General features: G+C 53.9%; 14 protein-coding genes and 1 pseudogene. 5 read left to right on the forward strand and 10 right to left on the reverse strand.

The window, feature by feature from the left end:
• Nucleotides 1-17: 17 nt before the first annotated feature.
• Entirely contained in the window at nucleotides 18-881 is an 864-nt protein-coding gene (locus tag HYD27_RS12225; RefSeq protein WP_219215435.1) for a MetQ/NlpA family ABC transporter substrate-binding protein, read from the forward strand.
• Between the two features lie 197 nt (nucleotides 882-1,078).
• Here the strand turns inward: HYD27_RS12225 and HYD27_RS32675 are convergent.
• Nucleotides 1,079-1,234, reverse strand: a pseudogene (locus tag HYD27_RS32675) (GNAT family N-acetyltransferase); the annotation flags it as partial.
• A gap of 212 nt (nucleotides 1,235-1,446) precedes the next feature.
• On the opposite strand from HYD27_RS32675, the gene HYD27_RS12235 reads away from it, so the two are divergent.
• Nucleotides 1,447-2,088: a TVP38/TMEM64 family protein gene (locus tag HYD27_RS12235; protein WP_219215437.1), complete on the forward strand. Its 642-nt coding sequence runs from the start codon at nucleotides 1,447-1,449 to the stop codon at nucleotides 2,086-2,088.
• Here the strand turns inward: HYD27_RS12235 and HYD27_RS12240 are convergent.
• From HYD27_RS12240 to HYD27_RS12275, 8 genes are all read right to left on the reverse strand, one after another.
• A complete protein-coding gene (locus HYD27_RS12240) occupies nucleotides 2,074-3,585 on the reverse strand; it encodes an aminotransferase class V-fold PLP-dependent enzyme (RefSeq protein WP_219215438.1) in 1,512 nt (503 codons plus the stop codon). The genes HYD27_RS12235 and HYD27_RS12240 overlap by 15 nt on opposite strands.
• A 223-nt stretch (nucleotides 3,586-3,808) precedes the next feature.
• Nucleotides 3,809-4,285, reverse strand: a complete 477-nt coding sequence (locus tag HYD27_RS12245) for a DsrE/DsrF/DrsH-like family protein (protein WP_219215440.1) — start codon at nucleotides 4,283-4,285, stop codon at nucleotides 3,809-3,811.
• 267 nt (nucleotides 4,286-4,552) lie between these two features.
• Nucleotides 4,553-5,893, reverse strand: coding sequence for a glycoside hydrolase family 27 protein (locus HYD27_RS12250; RefSeq protein ID WP_219215442.1), 1,341 nt, complete (start codon nucleotides 5,891-5,893; stop codon nucleotides 4,553-4,555).
• Nucleotides 5,894-6,041: 148 nt separating this feature from the next.
• Nucleotides 6,042-6,923, reverse strand: a complete 882-nt coding sequence (locus HYD27_RS12255) for a helix-turn-helix transcriptional regulator (protein ID WP_219215444.1) — start codon at nucleotides 6,921-6,923, stop codon at nucleotides 6,042-6,044.
• A gap of 278 nt (nucleotides 6,924-7,201) precedes the next feature.
• Nucleotides 7,202-7,525: a hypothetical protein gene (locus HYD27_RS12260; RefSeq protein ID WP_219215446.1), complete on the reverse strand. Its 324-nt coding sequence runs from the start codon at nucleotides 7,523-7,525 to the stop codon at nucleotides 7,202-7,204.
• A gap of 169 nt (nucleotides 7,526-7,694) precedes the next feature.
• On the reverse strand, nucleotides 7,695-9,839 hold the full coding sequence (locus HYD27_RS12265; RefSeq protein ID WP_219215448.1) for a bifunctional diguanylate cyclase/phosphodiesterase: 2,145 nt from the start codon (nucleotides 9,837-9,839) through the stop codon (nucleotides 7,695-7,697).
• Nucleotides 9,840-10,083: 244 nt separating this feature from the next.
• Nucleotides 10,084-10,707 (reverse strand): acetate uptake transporter, encoded by a 624-nt coding sequence (locus HYD27_RS12270; protein WP_219215450.1) that lies wholly within the window; start codon nucleotides 10,705-10,707, stop codon nucleotides 10,084-10,086.
• Nucleotides 10,708-10,827: 120 nt separating this feature from the next.
• Nucleotides 10,828-13,194 carry a putative bifunctional diguanylate cyclase/phosphodiesterase gene (locus HYD27_RS12275; RefSeq protein ID WP_219215452.1) on the reverse strand — a complete coding sequence of 789 codons (2,367 nt, stop codon included), beginning with the start codon at nucleotides 13,192-13,194 and terminating at the stop codon, nucleotides 10,828-10,830.
• Nucleotides 13,195-13,372: 178 nt separating this feature from the next.
• On the opposite strand from HYD27_RS12275, the gene HYD27_RS12280 reads away from it, so the two are divergent.
• On the forward strand, nucleotides 13,373-14,326 hold the full coding sequence (locus tag HYD27_RS12280; protein ID WP_219215454.1) for a 1,4-dihydroxy-2-naphthoate polyprenyltransferase: 954 nt from the start codon (nucleotides 13,373-13,375) through the stop codon (nucleotides 14,324-14,326).
• Between the two features lie 94 nt (nucleotides 14,327-14,420).
• Nucleotides 14,421-15,419 carry a Gfo/Idh/MocA family protein gene (locus HYD27_RS12285; protein WP_219215456.1) on the forward strand — a complete coding sequence of 333 codons (999 nt, stop codon included), beginning with the start codon at nucleotides 14,421-14,423 and terminating at the stop codon, nucleotides 15,417-15,419.
• An 89-nt stretch (nucleotides 15,420-15,508) separates the two neighbouring features.
• Here the strand turns inward: HYD27_RS12285 and HYD27_RS12290 are convergent, their stop codons facing one another.
• Complete coding sequence (locus HYD27_RS12290; protein WP_219215458.1) at nucleotides 15,509-16,876, reverse strand: dicarboxylate/amino acid:cation symporter; 1,368 nt, start codon at nucleotides 16,874-16,876, stop codon at nucleotides 15,509-15,511.
• A gap of 459 nt (nucleotides 16,877-17,335) precedes the next feature.
• Between HYD27_RS12290 and HYD27_RS12295 the strand changes: the two genes are divergently transcribed.
• Nucleotides 17,336-18,040 carry a hypothetical protein gene (locus tag HYD27_RS12295; RefSeq protein WP_219215461.1) on the forward strand — a complete coding sequence of 235 codons (705 nt, stop codon included), beginning with the start codon at nucleotides 17,336-17,338 and terminating at the stop codon, nucleotides 18,038-18,040.
• Nucleotides 18,041-18,097: the final 57 nt, after the last annotated feature.

The following is an 18,097-nucleotide window of genomic DNA, read 5'->3' on the forward strand; positions in this document are numbered from 1 at the left end:
TTTGTAGAGAGGCAGGGATGAGGGTGAAAAAACAAGCGGGTATATTGGTGGCCCTGGCGGTTGTGCTGGCAGGGGTGCTGGCAGGATGCAGTGCCGACAAGGGGAATGAAGGGACAAAGGCTGCGGCGGATGGCTCCGCGTCAGGGGGAAACACCTCCAAGGAAATTACACTTAAAGTGGGTGCCGCTGCCGTTCCGCATGCGGAGATTCTGGAATTCATCAAGCCGAAGCTCAAGGAGGAAGGAATCATTCTGGAGATTGTAACCCTGGATGATGAGGGACAGCTGAATCCGGCGCTGCAGGAGAAGCAGATTGATGCCAACTATTTTCAGCATGTGCCTTACCTGGACTCCATTAAAGAGGAGAAGGGCTATGATTTTGCCGTGACGGCCAAGGTGCATGTGGAGCCGATAGGCTTTTACTCCGAAAAGCTGAAATCGAAGGAGGAACTGCCGGACGGAGCCAAAATCGGGATTCCCAACAATCCTTCCAATGAGTATAGAGCGCTTGTACTGCTGCAGCAGCAGGGTCTGCTCAAGCTGAAGGACGGGCTGACCACCTACGAGGCAACGCCCAAGGATATCGCCGAGAATCCGCACAAGTTCGAATTTGTGGAGGCTGATGCCGCCACGCTCCCGCGAGCGCTTCCCGATCTGGATGGGGCGGTTATCAATACGAATGTAGTGCTTGAATCAGGGATAGATCCCGAATCAGCACTGTTCCGTGAGGATGCCAATTCACCCTATGCCAATGTGATTGCCGTCCGCAGCGGGGATGAGAACCGGGAGGAAATCAAGAAACTGGATGAGGCGCTGACCAGTCCGGAGGTTAAGACATTCATCCAGGACAAATACGGCGTGGCCGTAGTTCCGGCTTTTTGAAGCACTGAACAGAACATGGGCGAATCGCCCTTATAAGTAAACAGACAGACTGCCGGATCAGGTGCGGAAGCATAGCCTGAAGCGGCAGTCTGTTGTACGTTTAGGAAATGGAGGATGGAAATAATCATGGCTGATTCAAAAGCGTCGCCGTTCTTCACGCACTCACGAAGCGTTCCCTCCAGTGCGAATCCGGCACTTTCATAGACATGCTGCGCTCTGGCATTATGGTCTTTCACGTCAAGCCACAGCCGGTGGGCAGGTGTCTCGGTGAAGACCCACTGCGTCAGGAGCGCAAGAGTGCTTTTGCCATAGCCCCTTCCTTTGGACTGAATGACAATCCGTTTGATGCACACTCCAAATCCTTCATGGACGTTTTGTGTAAATGGATACTCCCTGTGTGCAGCAGTATGGAATCCTCCGGTTGGTTGGTATTTTACAGCTACGCAGTGCCTGAATGCGCTTGGGTCAAACAGGCTTCTAATTTGCCGTCAGGAAGCTGAAAAGTATTGTATAATTGAGGCTCAGCGCCAACAATTTCAATATGGATAAGGAGAGCGGAATTCCTATGTTCTTTGCAGATATTATGTCATGGCTCACGGAGGATCGTCTCCGGCTGCTGCTGGAGCAATACCGCTCACTGGGTCCTTTGCCCGGAGTCGGGCTGACCTTTATGAAATCCTTCGTGCCGCCGCTGCCGACGATTGCCATTGTGGGGCTCAACGGGGCGGTGTATGGGCTGTGGCTGGGATTCCTGTATTCCTGGCTCGGGCTGGTTGCGGGCTGTGTGACAACGTTCCTGATTATTCGCAAAATCGCCTCCCGCTCTTATCTGCGCAAGTGGGCGCTGCGGCCCAAAGTCGCGAAGGCCATGACCTGGGTCCGCAACAGCGGGTTCAGCTATGTTTTTCTGCTCAGCCTGTTCCCGGTCGGACCGTTTGTTGTGATCAATATGGCTGCCGGGCTTGCGCAGATGCGGCTGCGCCCGTACCTGATTGCGCTGTGTGCAGGCAAAGCCATTATGGTGTTTGCAGTCTCTTACATCGGAAACGATGCGGACCGTTTCATACGGAATCCGGGAGAAATAATCTATGTGCTGATTTTTATCGGAGTTTCACTCTGGGGGGTTAAGGCAATTGAGGCCCGGTTCGCCCGGGCCGCGCAGATGCGGGAGCAGCTTCCTGAGGGTGAACGGCTACAACGCAAATAATCTGCTGACGAAGTCTTCGGACTGGGCCTCGCCGGTACAATGAAGCCAGCTGTTAGTGGCGCGGTTATAGCGGTAATCCTGTCCCCAAACGCCAATATTGTCCACGATGCTGCGGACGGCGCTTATCATCCGCTCAACCTCGTCGTCAGTCATAATGGGATGCAGGGAGAGGCGCACCCACCCGGGCTTAAGGGATTGATCGCCGGCATGAATCGCCTGGATGAATTTCCGGGAAAGCTCCCTGTCCAGCTCCAGCAGATAATGACCGTAGGGTCCTGCGCAGGAGCAGCCTCCGCGTGCCTGAATGCCAAAGCGGTCGTTCAGCAGCCTGACCACAAGATTATAGTGTATATCCTTCAGATTGAAGGATACAATGCCGTGCCGCCGGGTATGCTCCCCGGCCAGAACGGTGCAGCTCCGGATGGCGCCAAGCCCGGCCAGCAGTCTGCTGCACAGCTGCCGCTCTCTCTCGACCATGAGCCCTCCATCCCCATTCATGGCGTCCTTCAGCTTCAGGCACAGCGCTGTGCGGAAGGCCTGCAGGAATCCCGGAGTCCCGCTGTCCTCGCGGACTTCGACTGTATTGATATAGCGGCGGCCTCCCCAAGCATCGACCCAGACCACGGTTCCGCCGCCCGGTTCATCCGGCAGCCGGCCTCTGCTTAAGCCGGCATCGAAGATCAGCACTCCGCCCGTACCGGGGCCGCCGAGGAATTTATGCGGCGAGAAAAAAATGGCATCCAGCTTCTCCAGCGGATCTGCCGGATGCATGTTGATGGAGATATACGGGGCGCTGGCGGCAAAATCAACAAAGCAAATCCCGCCGTGGCGGTGCATGGCGGCGGCAAGCTTGTGATAGGGTGTCTGGATGCCGGTAACGTTGGAGCAGGCTGTGAAGGAGCCGATCTTGAACCGGCGGCTCCGGTAGAACAGCAGCAGCTGTTCCAACTGCCGGAGATCAACAGCTCCGTCCGCTCCTGCCGGTACGTTGACTACCTCGCCGATGCCTTCCTGCCAGGGCAGCAAATTGGAATGATGCTCCATATGGCTGACGAAGATGACCGGGCGTTCCTCAGGGGTGCAGAGATAATCTTCCCGCAGCCATTCCGGCAGCTTCAGGCCCATCAGCCGCAGCAGCTTGTTGACAGCGCCGGTCGTGCCGTTGCCGCAGAAGAGCAGGGCGTCCTCCGGACCTGCGTTCACATGCTCCCTGATGATCCTCCGCGCTACGTTATAGGCCTGGGTTATGGTCAGCCCGGTAGTATTGGATTCCGTATGGGGGTTGCTGACATAAGGTCCGAAGCTCTCCTGGATTTTACGCTCAATAGGCTCATACAGCCGTCCGCTGGCAGTCCAGTCGGCATAGAGTAACGGCTTAGGGCCATAGGGGGTAGAGATAGTATGCCGGCCCCCAATTGTATGCTCCCGAAAAGCTGCAAAATGCTCTTGCAGCGAAGCGGGTTCCTCTGTTGCAGCAGCGCGGTTGATACTCAGCACGGACAATCCCTCCAGCCAATGATTTCTTTAAGAATATAAGGAATCATGGGTTCACGTCATCATTCATCCTTATATCTTTCGCTGAAACGGATTCCTGTAAGCGATACGAAGTATCACTGCTTCGGAAGCATATGCTTCTCTGAAGGCCGGCGCGGCCGTTTCGGCTTTATGGCCCAGTATATGCCCGTTGGCGCAAATAGGTTAAAGCCCAGCCAGGCAGCGGCTAGATGAACAGCTGCATATCGCTCTCCAGAGCATCCTTCAGATAAGCGGCGGCATCAATAATCTCTACCTCAGGCAGAAATTCTTCCGGCTTGAAGCCCATGATTTCTACGGACAGCTTGCAGGCGTAGAATTTGATGTTTTTTTTGCGGGCCCCCTTCAAAAAGTGAATCAGCTTCGGCGCTCCCTGATCCTCCATCATTTCCTCCAGCATCAGCTTCCCGAGACCGCTGAAATTCATCCGCGAGAGCGGGAGCTGTTCCGGTCCCTTCGGTGTAATCACGTCCATCAGCTTCTCGTAAATGGTCTTGTCCTCCAGCGTCATCTTGTCCGGATCACGGACGAGGAACAGCCCCCAGAACGAGAAGAACATCGTAACCTCCACGTCGATATCCCGTGCGGTATTGGCCAGAATCAGCGCCGCCATCGCCTTGTCATATTCCCCGCTGAACATCAGCAGATTCATTCGTTTACCCATCTCTGAATTCCCTCCATGTATACCTGGAATGTCATTAGTATGGTTTTGGAGGGAAGAAGTATGCCTGCGGTCACAGGATGTTGTACAAAGTGCAATCGCCCGAATGCATTTTGTCCTGTTCCATAATTCATGCTAATCCGCCAAGTTTTTTCCCGGGGAAAGTCCAGTGGGGCTTCGGCGACACTCTGCATGTACATCTGCGAAAGTAGCCAAGAGGCTGAGCGGACTATGCGCACTCAAAGGTATAAGCTAAGAGGCCAAAGTGTATTAAGCGCGTTCTATTCGGTACAGCGCAGCGCCGTGTGGCAGGATATTGCGGGCCAGCACACCGGTTCCGCTGCCCGTTTGGTCCAAGCCGCTTGCCGCGTTCCTGCTGCCCGTTCCGTTCCGGACAGTCTCCGTGCTCCCGCTCCACAGCTCCAAGGCCGATACCGGTCCGGCCAGGTCCAGTTCGGCCAGGCGGACACTGATCTCCTGCGGGCTCTCGCCGGTATTGAACAGGGCAGCGTAACGCACCCCCCCGGTGCCTTCGGCCGACCAGACCACCTGGTTCCCCTTGCGGCTGACAAGGTGCGCACCGCTGCTGGTGCGGTGCATCTCCAATACTTCACGGTTCGTCAGCAGACGGTTCGTCCATTCGTCATTGTCTCTTAGCTCGCCGCCAAAGAACAAAGGCGAGCGGAAAATGCTCCATAACGTCATCATCGTAATCTGCTCGTCCGGCGTAAAGCGCGTCCAGCGGTCAGCGCCGCCGCCGTCAACCGAGCGGATGCCAATATGGCCCAGCGGCAGCATATCACAGTCCGGCCAGCAGCCGTTACCCGTATGGCCTTGCCAGCGCTCGCAGCGGTCGAACATGTCGAGGAGCAGCTCCCAGCGGTCCCAGAAATCGTCAGTAATCCGCCACATATTGGCGTGTCCGGCCAGGAACTCTGCATAAGGAACCGGGGCCGGCCCGGGCGAAAGACTCAGGATCATCGGACGCCCGCAGTGCTGAATGGCACTGTGGATCAGCTCAATTTCAGGCTGGTGGGTGTCATACAGTCTGGAAGCGGCAATATCATCTACCTTCACAAAGTCCACGCCCCACTCGGCATACAGTCCGAAGAGAGAATTGTAATAGGCCTGTGCCCCCTCCTTCCCGGCATCCACTCCGTACATATCCGTATTCCAGGGACAGATCGAATTCGGGTGGGCGATGTCACGGGCTGTAGCCGGCGAGCCCTTGATGGGCGACGCGGCATGGACCGCCTGGCGGGCTATGCCGCGCATGATATGAATGCCGAATTTAAGGCCGAGGCTGTGCACATAATCAGCCAGCGGGCGGAAGCCCAGCCCTTCCGCAGCAGACGGGAAACGGTTCACGGCAGGCAGCAGGCGGGAATATTCATCCATCACCAGCGGAACAAACGGGCGGTACTGTGAGGAGACGGCTCCCGGCTCGTACCACTGGATATCGACGACGATAGTATCCCAGCCAAATTCCCTCAGATTCTCGGCCATATATTCGGCATTTCCGCGGATTTCAGCTTCGGTGACTGCAGCACCATAGCAATCCCAGCTGTTCCACCCCATGGGCGGGGTCTTGGCATATTGTAGATGGCTCATTATTGCGTTTGCTCTCCTTTGCACTCCTTGGCGGAAGTTGTGGAATAAAATTGCTGTGATACATCCATCATAGAGCAGGATTACAGCTGGTATCCACAATAAAAAAACCACTTAAATTGTACAAAATTGCGCAAATCCGACTAATGAATCAAAAAAATAACCGGCTGTAATTCAGCCCGCCGTTTCCAGACCGGAAGGAGCCGGGAGTCTGTCCTGTAAGCTTTTGAAAAACTTTAATGTAATAGCTGCCGCTGGAGTATCCAACCTGGACCGCGATGGCTTCAATGCTCCAGCCGGTGGTTCTCAGCAGCTCTACCGAGCGCTCGATCCGGATCCGGTTCAAATATTCATTGGGGGTCAGACCGACATATTTGCTGAACGTGCGCAGCAGGTGGAATTTGGAGAGCCCCATTTTCCCGGCGAGCTGTTCCTGGCCGATCATGGAGCTGTAGTGGGCTTCGATGAATTTCACGGACTCTCTTACCGCAGCAGGCCATTCTGTTTCGCTGCGTGCTCCGCTGGAGGAAAGCCTGCCGAGTTCCATCATGAACTGGTGCAGCAGTGAGGAGGCGATGTAAGGGTCGGAAATTCTTCCCGCATGGGCTTCATGGGCAATATCGCGCAGGATGCGGATTGGCCTGCTGCCGGGGGCTATCCCTGGAGCGGCTCCAAGCTTCTTCTTAATGTCCTCCCAGAGCGGAAGGAGGGGCTGTGGCCGGAAGAGCAGGAAATAAAATTCCCAAGGCAGCGAATCGCCTGGATGATAATAACGGTGGTTTCCGGGAATCTCGGTGAGGAACGCCCGCCCGGAGCCAATACGCAGGCTTTCCTGCTCCGTTTCGAATATTCCCTGCCCATCAACGGTATATTGGAACAGCAGCAGCGGTCCATCCGTGCGGTCCATACCGTTCCAGTGATAGGAAGAATCCGTCACGACTTCATGCCCGACCGCGAAGAGATTGCAGAGCGGCAGCCGGTCCGGTTCGCTGAAGCGGAAGCCGTAGACACCGCAGCTGTTTTTGTTTGTCACAGAATTCCTCCCTCGAACAAAAATAGATAACGTTCCCCCGTGAAATATCCTGACAGCACGGACTGATCAAGGCACGGGGATGAGAATTTTCTTTTAGCTCATTGTACATAGAATTGATCGTGAAGAACAAGAAATTTTAGAGACAAGCATAATTTAGAAGAGCTGGCTAAAGCGGGTAGCGGATAAGTCTCCGGGTGCTGGAGGGCAGATTGGGAAAATATAAAGCAGCCCCGGCCGGGGGCTGCTTCCAGAGTGGCGTGTGTTGCTTGATCATGCGGTTATTCTTTGCCGGCTTCCTGTTCGGCCGAATCTGTAACCCCGTGCAGGCGCAGGTCATAATGGCGGGCGGCCAGCCAGACGCTGCCGGTGAACAGCACAATCAGACCAAGAATGATGCCAAACCGCCAGTCGCCTGCCTTGAAGTTGAGCTGAAGGACGGTCAGCACAAGCGCCACCTGAGTCCAGACCAGCGTTCTTTTACGAAAAGCGGAGATATTTCCAGACATATTTGGCATGCCGCGGATGACGCGGTAGGCAATTATGGCAAGAATCAGCGCAAATATAACGGTTGCAATCCACTCCGTGGTTGATAGCGTATTCATTCTCTCATGTTCCTTTCGGGTTAACCTCGCGGGCTTCCGCTGCCCCCTTCTCAGGGGCGGCGGCGTTGCTTTCTCTTATTATACTGTTCCGGAAGTCGTTTACCAAGCCGCAGAGCTTGAGGCTTGCCATTCATTGTTAAGCTATATTTAGCCGGATTGCGAGGTTGTTCTATGAAGCGATTCTGTGAATATCCTCGGCAGGCAGCGGCGGGAAGAAGAAGAAGCCCTGAATATTCGTACAATTATGCTTAATCAGGAATTCAAGCTGTTCCTGGGTCTCCACACCTTCTGCAATCAGATCATAACCAAGCTGTGAGGCGACGAAAACGATGGATTTGATAATCGTCTCGTCAATGGAGCTGACTCCGATGCCGGTGACGAAGGTGCGGTCAATTTTGATTTTGTTGACGGGAAAATGCTTCAGATAATTCAGTGAAGAATACTTGGTCCCGAAGTCGTCGATAGAGACAATAATACCGTGATCGCGCATCTGCTGCAGCAGCGGATAATGCTCCTCCAGAAGGGCGGTGCTCTCTGTAATCTCAAACTCCAGCACACTTGTTTCCAGCCCGTAATGGTCAAGCACCGCAAACAGGTTCTCAATCAGATTGCGGTTGTAGAACCAGCTGTTGGAGATATTGATGGAGGTCCGAAGCAGCGGCATGCCCAGCGTTCTCCATTCACAGAGCTGGCGGCACACCTCGCGGAGCACCCAATCCGTAAGCTGGATCATCAGCCCGGCCTCTTCCACGGCGGCGATGAAGGTTCCCGGCCCGATCAGGCCCTTCTCGGGATGGTTCCAGCGGATTAGCGCTTCCATACCGATCATTTTACCGGTAACGGCATTGATCTGCGGCTGATAATGCAGCACGAATTCCTCACGCTCCAGTGCGGAATGCAGGTATTTGGCGATCATTGTCTTCTGCTCCAGCTTCTCGCGCAGCTGCCAGTCAAAGATAAAATAATTGCCATCCTCCTGCATTTTGGCCTGATACATTGACATGTCCGCGAACTTCAGCAGATCATCCTTATTCAGCGAGTGCTCCGGATACAGGGAGACCCCTATGCTCGTCGACAAGCTCAAATGCGCTCCGGAGATCAGCAGCGTCTCCGAGATCAGCCCGCTGATCTGCCCGGCAAGGACGGGAATCTGCTCCCGGTGAAGATCGGAGAAGATCATGACGAACTCGTCGCCGCCGGTGCGTGCGAACAGCTTATAGGGCAGCTGGTTGCTTTTGAGCCGGCTGGCAAGCGTCTTGATGACCTGATTCCCGATAGAGTGGCCCAGTGTGTCATTGATTTCCTTGAACCGGTTAAGATCAAAGAAGAACAGCGTATACGTCTGGGTAGGCTCTGCCGATTGCAGCAGGCGTTCGAATTCATCCATGAAATAGCGCCGGTTGGGAATCTCCGTCAGGCTGTCATAATGGGCGAGCTTCTCATACAGAGATTTGGATACGCGCAGATCGCGCGTGCGGATGCTGACAACCCGCTCCAGCTCCCGGTTGAAACGGCTCTGATGCCAGAAGATATATAGAATAAATGCCAAGACAAGCAGGAAGGCGATATCAATCCAGAGAACGCTGCGCAGCACTTCCCATTTCTTCTGAGAAGGCATGGGGAGGTTCATCAGCCAATGCTGATTGTATATTGTAACCGGCACCGTAAGCTGGCTGCCGTCCTTGTAGGAAGGGTTGCCAAATAAAAAAGCATGGTCCGGTGAGGTAACCGAAATGGAGGTATCCTTCAGCGAAAGCTGGGTCACAATATTGTCAATCTTCAGTGTTACGGAAACGATTCCGGCAAACGCGTCGCCCGAGTATACGGCTTGTCTGATCACCATGCCATAGCCGCCCTGGGCCAATATCCGGGGCCCGTCAATCGTAATGCCGCGGGAGCGGATCGTTTCTTGAATCATGCCGGGTGAGGATAGTGCCGAATCCAGCAGCAGGCTTTTGCCCAGAATCGCTGTATTGCCTAAAAGAGGATATAGATAACGGATGAGGCCGTCCGGAGCGATCATTATGTTCATAACGCTGTTTGAGCTGTTGTGGTATGCGGTGACTAAATATTGATTAATCAGGTTTGGGTCGGCATCAAAGCCGACCGTTTGAATAAAGGAACTGACGCCTTTGACAATCGACACTCTCTCTTCAATGTTCGATGTTAACATGACTGCCTGTGAGGACAAGTCGGCTTTTTCAGCGCGGTATTCCCGGTCTACCGATAGAGAATAATAGTAGAACAGAGATAGCTGGAGTACGGCTATGAACCCAAGGATGATCGTTAAAGGCTTTTTATTAATGAAAGCCATGGAGTGCCTCCGATATGAAATAATTCAACATTAAGTATAGTGTGAAACCTATAGAATCTTAGCTTTTGGCAGTGCCGGTTCCGACACCGCAGGGGAATGTCGATATATGTCGCAGGTGTCTCTATAGCATGTCATTTTTATCGCCTTTGCGCAAGGGAAAAGCTTACAGTGGTCCTAAATACTCAAAACGGATAAACACGTCCCGCCTAAGGGCGGCTTGTGTTTATCCGTTGCGCTGAAAACACTATTTTTTGAAGATGCCGAGGGGAGCTCCAACCGGCAGAAATATGCGTCCAAAATGAGCGTTGAGCACTGATGCGCCGCAGCCGTAAAGGGACACGAGGCCAATCCCCAGTTCTGCGCAGGCAGCCAGCTTGTGGAAGAATTCTGCGGCGACTCCGAAGGAATTCATCGTGAGGCCGAGGAACAGGAAATCGATTAGTACAAAGATAACCAGCAGCACCCTGTTCGCTTCAACCGCACCAAGCGTCATGAAGAGTGTGAAGACCAGATATCCGAGAAAAACAAATCCGAGCTGCTTGGGGTCTGCGCCTTCCGCCAGAACCGTTCCGAATACACCAAGCTTGATCAGCCAGCTTGCGGCCATGCCGAACCAGAAGAACGCGTAAGCGCCAAAGGCGGTCATGCCAAAGGTGTTGTTGTGCTTGGCATCCTGAATGGATGCGAACAGCTGGGCGAAGGCTCCGAGGAAGATTGCCCATGGAATGCAGTAGCTGAGACCTGTTGTAATTCCGAGCTTTTGTGAAGAAGCGACCAGGGTGACGATAGCCAATCCGAACAGGCCGATGGCGCTAGGGTCGGCAGTGACGATTTTGACGGATTGCGTGCTTGGCGGTTGCGCTGACATAACAATAAATGCCTCCAATTTTCATAAGTGTTCGCATAGGATAACAGCACCCGGAGCGGGTGCTGTTATCAGCCTGCCTATCATATCATATCGCCAGAACCTTGCCTATAAAGGAACCGTTCATTTTTTGCCTGAAAATAAATTTTCCTGTGACAAAAAAGGCGGGAGCTCCCGGGCCCTAACCGGTTTGCTGATATAATAGCCCTGCAGCTCGTCGCTGCCCAGGCAGCGCAGCATGTCGAACTGCTCCTGCAATTCGATGCCCTCGGAGACCACACGCAGCCCGAGATTATGACTAAGCTCGATAATGGCTCTGACGAGCACGTCGCCTTGCGGCAGCGGAGTCATCTCGGAGACAAAGGAACGGTCAATCTTGATCACATCGACCGGGAACCGCCGCAGATAGCTCAAGGAAGAGAAGCCGGTGCCGAAGTCATCCAGCGAAATGCGGAAGCCGTGTGCTCTAAGCTGCTGCAGCGATTGAAATATGCTGTCACCGGAGACCAGCACGCTCTCCGTAATCTCAAGCTCCAGGCTTGAGGGCGGCAGCCCGTATTCATGCAGCAGCTCCAGCAGCAGCTCCAACAGCCCTGGCTGCATCAGCTGCAGCGCGGAAATATTGACTGCAGCGGTAAGAACCAGGCCGTTCTCGCGAAAATCCCGCATATCGGAGCATACCTGCCGCAGCACCCAGCCTCCAATATTGACAATGGAGCCGCTGGTCTCCGCAAGCGGAATGAACTCTGCGGGAGAGATCATCCCATAGGAAGGGCTGGTCCAGCGCAAAAGCGCCTCCACCTTGTACACCTGCAGATGTTCAGCGCTGAGGATAGGCTGGTAGTGGACCTCGAACTCATCATTTGCGGCTGCTGAGAGCAGCAGCTGGGCCAATACCTTTTTGCGCCGGACGCTTTCCTCCAGATCCTCTGAATATTGAAATATATTGTTGCGCCCCGTCTCCTTGACATGGAGCATTGCCAGATCGGCCTGCCTGACCAGATAGTCGGCGTCCTCGCCGTTCTGGGGATAAATGCTGATGCCGATGCTGGCGGTATTATAGAGAAGATGGCCCTTGATTTGATGAGGCATGGAGAGTGCCTCCCGAATTCTTGACAGCTGGGCGGAAATCGCAGCTGAATCGGGGAGATTCGAGAGCAGGATGGTGAATTCATCGCCGCCAAGGCGCGACACCACATCATGCCTGCCGACGACCTGTTTAATCCGGAAGGCGGTCTCTTTGAGCATGGTATCCCCGAAATCGTGGCCCAGCGTATCATTGACGGTCTTGAAATGGTCCAGATCAATGAAGACGAGGACAATCTGCCGGTTGCTGCCCTTCACAGCGTCAATCGCGGCGTTCAGCTTCGCGAAAAACAGCGAGCGGTTAGGCAGCTGAGTCAGGGGATCAAGCATTGATTGCTGCCGCAGCTCTTCCCGTGCCTGCTCCAGAGAATCAATCATCCGGTTGAACTCATGCTCAATATCGCTGAACTCGTCCTGACCGGTACCGGTGATGCGCATTGATAAATCCTTGCTGCTGCCAATGGCGCGGATATTACTGATCAGGGAGGACATTCTCCCCAGGATGGAACGGTTCACGAAGGCCATGCTGCCTATGCAGCTTATAATGGTGACGATTAAGAAAACTAACCGGAAGCTGAATACCGACTCCCTGCCGCTATCATAGATCTGGCGCGGCTGCTGAAGAGTGATGACCACGCCGGGGTCGCCGAACAGATCGTTGACCACGGTGTGGGCCGACATCATATTGCTGGAGACCGGACTCATCCAGAGAGCCTTGCCCCCGCTCTGTGCCAACATCCCTGAGGTGGCCCGCGAAATCTGAATGCGGGAAAGGCCATCCGTCCAGATCCGCGGGACGTCCTCCTGCTGCAGCATTCTTCCGGCCACGGCGGTGCCGATAACCGGTTTGTCTTTGTTGTTGTTGACGATAGGCGTAAGAGTGAGCAGCATTGGCCCTTTATCAAGGATCACGATGCCTGATCTGCTGTCCTCAGCGCCGGACAAGGCAGGCAGACGGCTGTGCATCAACCTGAACAGCGCAAGGAGCTCCGGCGTCAGCGGAGAAATGCCTCCGAGGCTTGCGTCATATCTGCCGCCATAGAGGGGCAGCCCCGAGAGGTCAAGCAGGGCAATCATATCGTAGTGATTGACTTCATAGGTTGTCCTATCGAAGCTGCTGCGGATAAAAGCATCATCTGCGGCGTGTGAGCCTTCTGCTGAGCCCATAGACTCGGCAAAACGGTACGTTTCATCCCGGAGCGAATAATTCAGCAGCCCGGTCTTCATATCCAGCAGCTCGTCCTGAAAGGAAGAGACCGCATCCGCCATGCTGTCCTGCAGCGCGGCTTCATCCAGCTTCTCGAAGCGGTTCAGCATAATGATGTGCAGAAGCAGGTAGGTTACCCCCAAGCCAAGCAAGGCAACAACACAAATGAAGATGATAATTTTTTTGCGCAGCTTCATGATGCTCCCCTTTAATGTATCTCTTATGAATAGGAAATAAGTACCATCCTGATCAGTGTACCACGATTAGGGAATATTTTGCAGCGCTTTTCTCTCTAAAGTGTCGAAATTTGCTGTATAATAATTCAGTGATAAGCATTATTGAATAGTAATAATTTACAGATAAGGATGTATAGCCGTGAATATAAAAAGCTTTTTGAGATTTGTCGAGCTGCCGACGAAGGTGGCAAGCATGCTGCCTTTTCTGCTGGGGACACTTTATGCCCTCTACCGGTTCGAGGATTTCTATGTCCTGCGCTTTGCGTTAATGCTTGTGTCCCTGCTGAGCTTCGATATGGCGACAACGGCAATCAACAACTATTATGATTTCAAAAAAGCGGCCAAAACCCATGGCTACGGCTATGAAACGCATAATGCCATCGTTCACTACAGGCTGAAGGAGAGCACGGTTGTCGCTGCCATTGCTGTCCTGCTCGTGCTTGCGGCGGGCGGCGGAATTGCGCTTGTTGCCGAAACGGGGCTGCTCGTGTTCCTGCTGGGCGGCTTGTCCTTCCTGATAGGCATCCTGTACTCGTTCGGTCCGATTCCGATCTCACGGATGCCGCTCGGCGAGCTGTTCTCCGGGCTGTTCATGGGCTTTGTCATCATCTTCATCTCCGCTTATATCCACTCGGATCAAAGTGTGGTGACGCTGCTGCTCTCCGAAGGCTGGGCCAATCTGCACATCAACCTCCTTGAGGTACTGTATCTCTTCTGGTTCTCCGTGCCGGCGATTCTCGGGATTGCCGGAATTATGCTGGCCAATAATATCTGCGACATTGAGGATGATATGGATAACCGCCGGTACACACTGCCTGTGTACATTGGGCGCAGCAACGCGCTGCTGCTGTTCAAGCTGCTCTATTATGTCTCCTATGCCGATCTTGCCGTGCTATTGCTGCTGGGCGTACATCCTGTGCTCGTTGCCCTGCTGCTGCTGACACTGATTCCGCTGCGCCGGAATATTGCAAAGTTTGCCCGCAAGCAGGAGAAGGGCAGCACGTTTATTCTGTCGGTCCAAAATTTTGTGCTGATGAGCGTGGCCCGTATAGCTGTGCTGGGGGCGGCTGTCCTGCTGAACGCACTGCCGTGACAGCCGCTGCTCTGAATAGAGATATGCCGTATTCTATGATATTGTTTTTATTAGGGATATGCAGGGAATTCATGACAAGGGAAGGTGTACATCGATGACACAAAAGCTTCGCTGGGGTATCATGGGCTGTGCGCAAATCGCGACAGGCTCGGTCATGCCGGCTATCCAGGAGTCGGAGACGGGAATTATTCAGGCGGTGGCGAGCCGGGGGCTGGATAAAAGCAGCGCCGTGGCCAAGGAATTCGGCGTGCCGCAGGCCTACGGCAGCTATGAGGAGCTGCTGGCCGCTCCGGATATTGATGCGGTATATATTCCGCTTCCGAACCACTTGCACCGGGAATGGGTGATCCGCGCGGCGCAGGCGGGCAAGCATGTGCTGTGCGAGAAGCCGATTGCCCTCAGCAGCCGGGAGGCGGCGGAGATGGTATCGGCTTGCCGGAAGGCGGGAGTTCATCTGGCTGAGGCCTATATGTACCGGCATCATCCTCGGATTGCAGAGCTGCAGGAGATCATCGCCAGCGGTGAAATCGGTGATCTGCGGTCCATTCGCGGGACTTTTACATATAACGATGCCGAAGACACCTCCAATATCCGCTTCAAATCGGCGTGGGGCGGCGGGTCCTTGTATGATGTCGGCTGCTATCCGCTCAGTGCGGCGCGCCTGTTGTTCGGTGCTGAACCGGAGGCTGCAACCGTGCAGGCGATCTTTTCTGCTGAGCATGACAACGTGGATATGATGGCCTCCGGACTGGTTGAGTTCCCCGGCGGCGTCAGCCTGATCTTCGACTGCGGCATGTGGGCTTACAACCGCCAGCTGCTGGAGGTGCTGGGCACGGAAGGACGGATTGAACTTCCGATGCCTTTCAACGCCAGATTTGATGATGCGGAATTTTTCGTGTATTCCGTAGGGGAAGTTAGGCGTGCCCGGGCAACAGGGGCCAATCCTTATGTGCGCCAGGCCGATGATTTTGCCGCCGCCGTCTCCGGAGCGGTGCCAGTGGTTGCTGCGGAAGATCCGGTACTGAATATGAGGCTGATTGAGACCTGCCTGGAATCCGCACGGCGGCGGGAGAGAATCCGCTTGATTCTGTAGAAGCAGGATGAAAAAAAGAAACCTCCGCAGCCGCTGCTCTGGCAGGCACGGAGGTTTTTCAATGTACAAGAGCTAATGTGCTTCAATGCTCATACAGCATTTAGCAGAATTTCATCCTCATCCTCCCCGCGGTTGAAAGCTTCGCGGTCAAACTCGCCTTCAGAGCTTGCCACCAGCAGAGCAGTTACCGCTGTTCCTGCAGCATTTACAGCAGTGCGTCCCATATCAATGAGCGCTTCCACCCCTGCTACGATAGCAATACCTTCAAGCGGCAGTCCCAGTGCAGTTAATACAACGGTTGTTGAAATGACTGCCGGTCCGGGAACTCCCGCCACTCCGACCGAAGAAATAATGCTCACCAGTACCAGAGTCACATAATCGGTTCCCGTAAGCTGGATGCCGAATACCTGAGCTGTAAATACAGCCACGATGGCAGGCCAAATTCCGCCGCAGGCGTTAAAGTTGACGGAAGCGCCCAGAGGGGCCACAAAGCTGGCAATGCGCGGCGAAACATGCAGCCGCTTCGTAATGACCTCAAGGTTCACCGGAAGCGTGGCATAGCTGCTTCTTGTGGTGAAGGCGACAGTGAGGGTCGGGTAAATCTTGCGGAAGAAGCGCAAAGGATTGACTTTGGCTACTAACAGCACCAGACCTCCGAATATGAGGACAAAATGTATTATTAGCGCGACATAAGAGGTGATAATCACACTGCCCAGCTCTTGCAGGGTTTCCCAGCCGTACCGTGCTGTAATTCCGGCAATCAGTGCAAATACACCGTAGGGGGTGAGCCGGATGATGAATTTCACCACCTGGTGCAGAACAGTGGTCAAAGATTCTATGAGATCGCGCACCGGCTTTACGGCCTCCGGCTTTTTGGTGCCAACCTTAATGATGGCTACGGCCAGAAAAATAGCGAAGATCAGCAGGGGCACAACCTTGCCGGTCGCAGCTTCATTGACAGGATTGGATGGCACCAGATCCAGGATGACCTGCGAGAAGGCAGGGATCTCCCGGGCTTCGAATCCCTCAGGCACAGCTTGCTGAATTCCTGTACCGGGGTTAAACAGCAGAGCTGCCGCCAAACCGATAATGGAGGCAATACCGGTGGTGCCGAGGAACCAGGCGAAGGTTTTAATTCCTATTTTGCGTAAATACTCCAGGTTGGTTAAGGATGAAATGCTGTTCAGCACTAATATGAATACCAGTGGAATGACAAGCATGCGGATCAAGCTGACATAGATGCTGCCGAACGTAGTAATCGCTTTGGTTTCCAGATTGAAGTGCTGAAAGAATATACCGGCAATCAGACCGACTGCAAGCCCCGCAATAACACGGGTTCCGAATCCGATCCGTTTGCGCGCCAACAGAAAAAGAAGGCCAAACACAAAAATGGAGACCACAAAACCGTACCAGTTTGTCTCGATGGCTGCCAAGAGATTGTTGTCAATATTGCTCATTGGTCTTTAGTACCTCCTATACCTACTTTTTTGATGCGAATAATGAGAACAATGTATATAGTATTTTTATGGTTGTCAATGTAATAATATGTTAAATTTTTTAATTCCGATAAAACACATATGAAAAATTAAATTTTAATTGACAAGTCATGGAAGCTTGAATAATATGGAACTTAGCTGTAAGTCAAAGCATGAATCCACTGGACCGCCGGAGATTCAACAGGAACGCGAAACAATGCGTTTCGTTGGGTCTCTTTTTTATTGAATCAAGAACAGGGGGTGGAATAAGAGAATCAACGAGGGGTGTGCTGCTGGGATATGAATCGACTGGACCGCCAGTGATTCAACGGGAACGCGGAGAGCGTATCTTGTTGGATCTTTTTTGTTCACACATAAACCGTCCGGGTCTCCAGGGAATCTGCGGGTTGGCCCGGCGCAGAGAAAAGGATGATTACACATATGAAAAAGATCACGATTTCAGTTATAGCTGCAGCTGTAGTCTTTTCGGCTCTGACCTTTGCAGCAGTCTCCGCCAATAAAAAGGCGCCGGAAGCGGAACCGCTTCAAGCAAATAACGCAATTGCCGCTCCGGTAGAAAGCCAGCCACAGGCCGCAGTGCCGACGGTGGCGCAAACAGCCGTGCCACAGCCTTCAGCGGCAATATCTGCTGAAGAGGTTCAAACCGATGCACCGGAAGCTCCGCCGGAAGCATCCGCTGTTCCTCAGGCAACTGCCGCTCCGGCAGCAGCATCTGTGGCGGCAGCATCTGGACCTGTGCAGGCTCCGGTTGGCACGGCTTCACCCAAAGCCACGGCAGCTGCTTCTGTGGCGGGTCAAGCCAAGGAAGCAGCTGCTGCAACGGCGAAGCCGCAAATCGCTTCCGTAACTGCCGCCCCAACCACAGTACCCCAAAGTACTGTAACGGCGCAAACGCCGGAGCCGGCCGCACAGCCAAAAGCTACCGCAGCACCAGCTGCTGCAGCCGCACCGGCGCAAACGGTCACCTTCTCCACAACGGAGGTCGTCAAAGCTAAGGGTACAGCTGCCCCGGCTGCGCAGCAAAGTACTGCCGACAATGCGCCGGCAGCTGTCGTAGAAGCACCAGCTCCAGCTCCAGCAGAGGCGGCTCCGGCTCCTGCACCGACAGAAGAGGTGTGCCCTTGATCTGCCCCAAGTCTGCTGTTAATCCGCTGCCGAAACGGTCCGTTTTATCTAATAATT

It is taken from the genome of Paenibacillus sp. S150 (genome assembly GCF_019352175.1).
Taxonomy (GTDB): domain Bacteria; phylum Bacillota; class Bacilli; order Paenibacillales; family Paenibacillaceae; genus Paenibacillus_AQ.

Excerpts from the sequence above, each read along its gene's own strand:
- HYD27_RS12225 (WP_219215435.1), top strand. The coding sequence starts at position 18 with ATGAGGGTGAAAAAACAAGCGGGTATATTGGTGGCCCTGGCGGTTGTG.
- HYD27_RS12235 (WP_219215437.1), top strand. The coding sequence starts at position 1,447 with ATGTTCTTTGCAGATATTATGTCATGGCTCACGGAGGATCGTCTCCGG.
- HYD27_RS12245 (WP_219215440.1), bottom strand. The coding sequence starts at position 4,285 with ATGGGTAAACGAATGAATCTGCTGATGTTCAGCGGGGAATATGACAAG.
- HYD27_RS12250 (WP_219215442.1), bottom strand. The coding sequence starts at position 5,893 with ATGAGCCATCTACAATATGCCAAGACCCCGCCCATGGGGTGGAACAGC.
- HYD27_RS12260 (WP_219215446.1), bottom strand. The coding sequence starts at position 7,525 with ATGAATACGCTATCAACCACGGAGTGGATTGCAACCGTTATATTTGCG.
- HYD27_RS12265 (WP_219215448.1), bottom strand. The coding sequence starts at position 9,839 with ATGGCTTTCATTAATAAAAAGCCTTTAACGATCATCCTTGGGTTCATA.
- HYD27_RS12270 (WP_219215450.1), bottom strand. The coding sequence starts at position 10,707 with ATGTCAGCGCAACCGCCAAGCACGCAATCCGTCAAAATCGTCACTGCC.
- HYD27_RS12275 (WP_219215452.1), bottom strand. The coding sequence starts at position 13,194 with ATGAAGCTGCGCAAAAAAATTATCATCTTCATTTGTGTTGTTGCCTTG.
- HYD27_RS12285 (WP_219215456.1), top strand. The coding sequence starts at position 14,421 with ATGACACAAAAGCTTCGCTGGGGTATCATGGGCTGTGCGCAAATCGCG.
- HYD27_RS12290 (WP_219215458.1), bottom strand. The coding sequence starts at position 16,876 with ATGAGCAATATTGACAACAATCTCTTGGCAGCCATCGAGACAAACTGG.
- HYD27_RS12295 (WP_219215461.1), top strand. The coding sequence starts at position 17,336 with ATGAAAAAGATCACGATTTCAGTTATAGCTGCAGCTGTAGTCTTTTCG.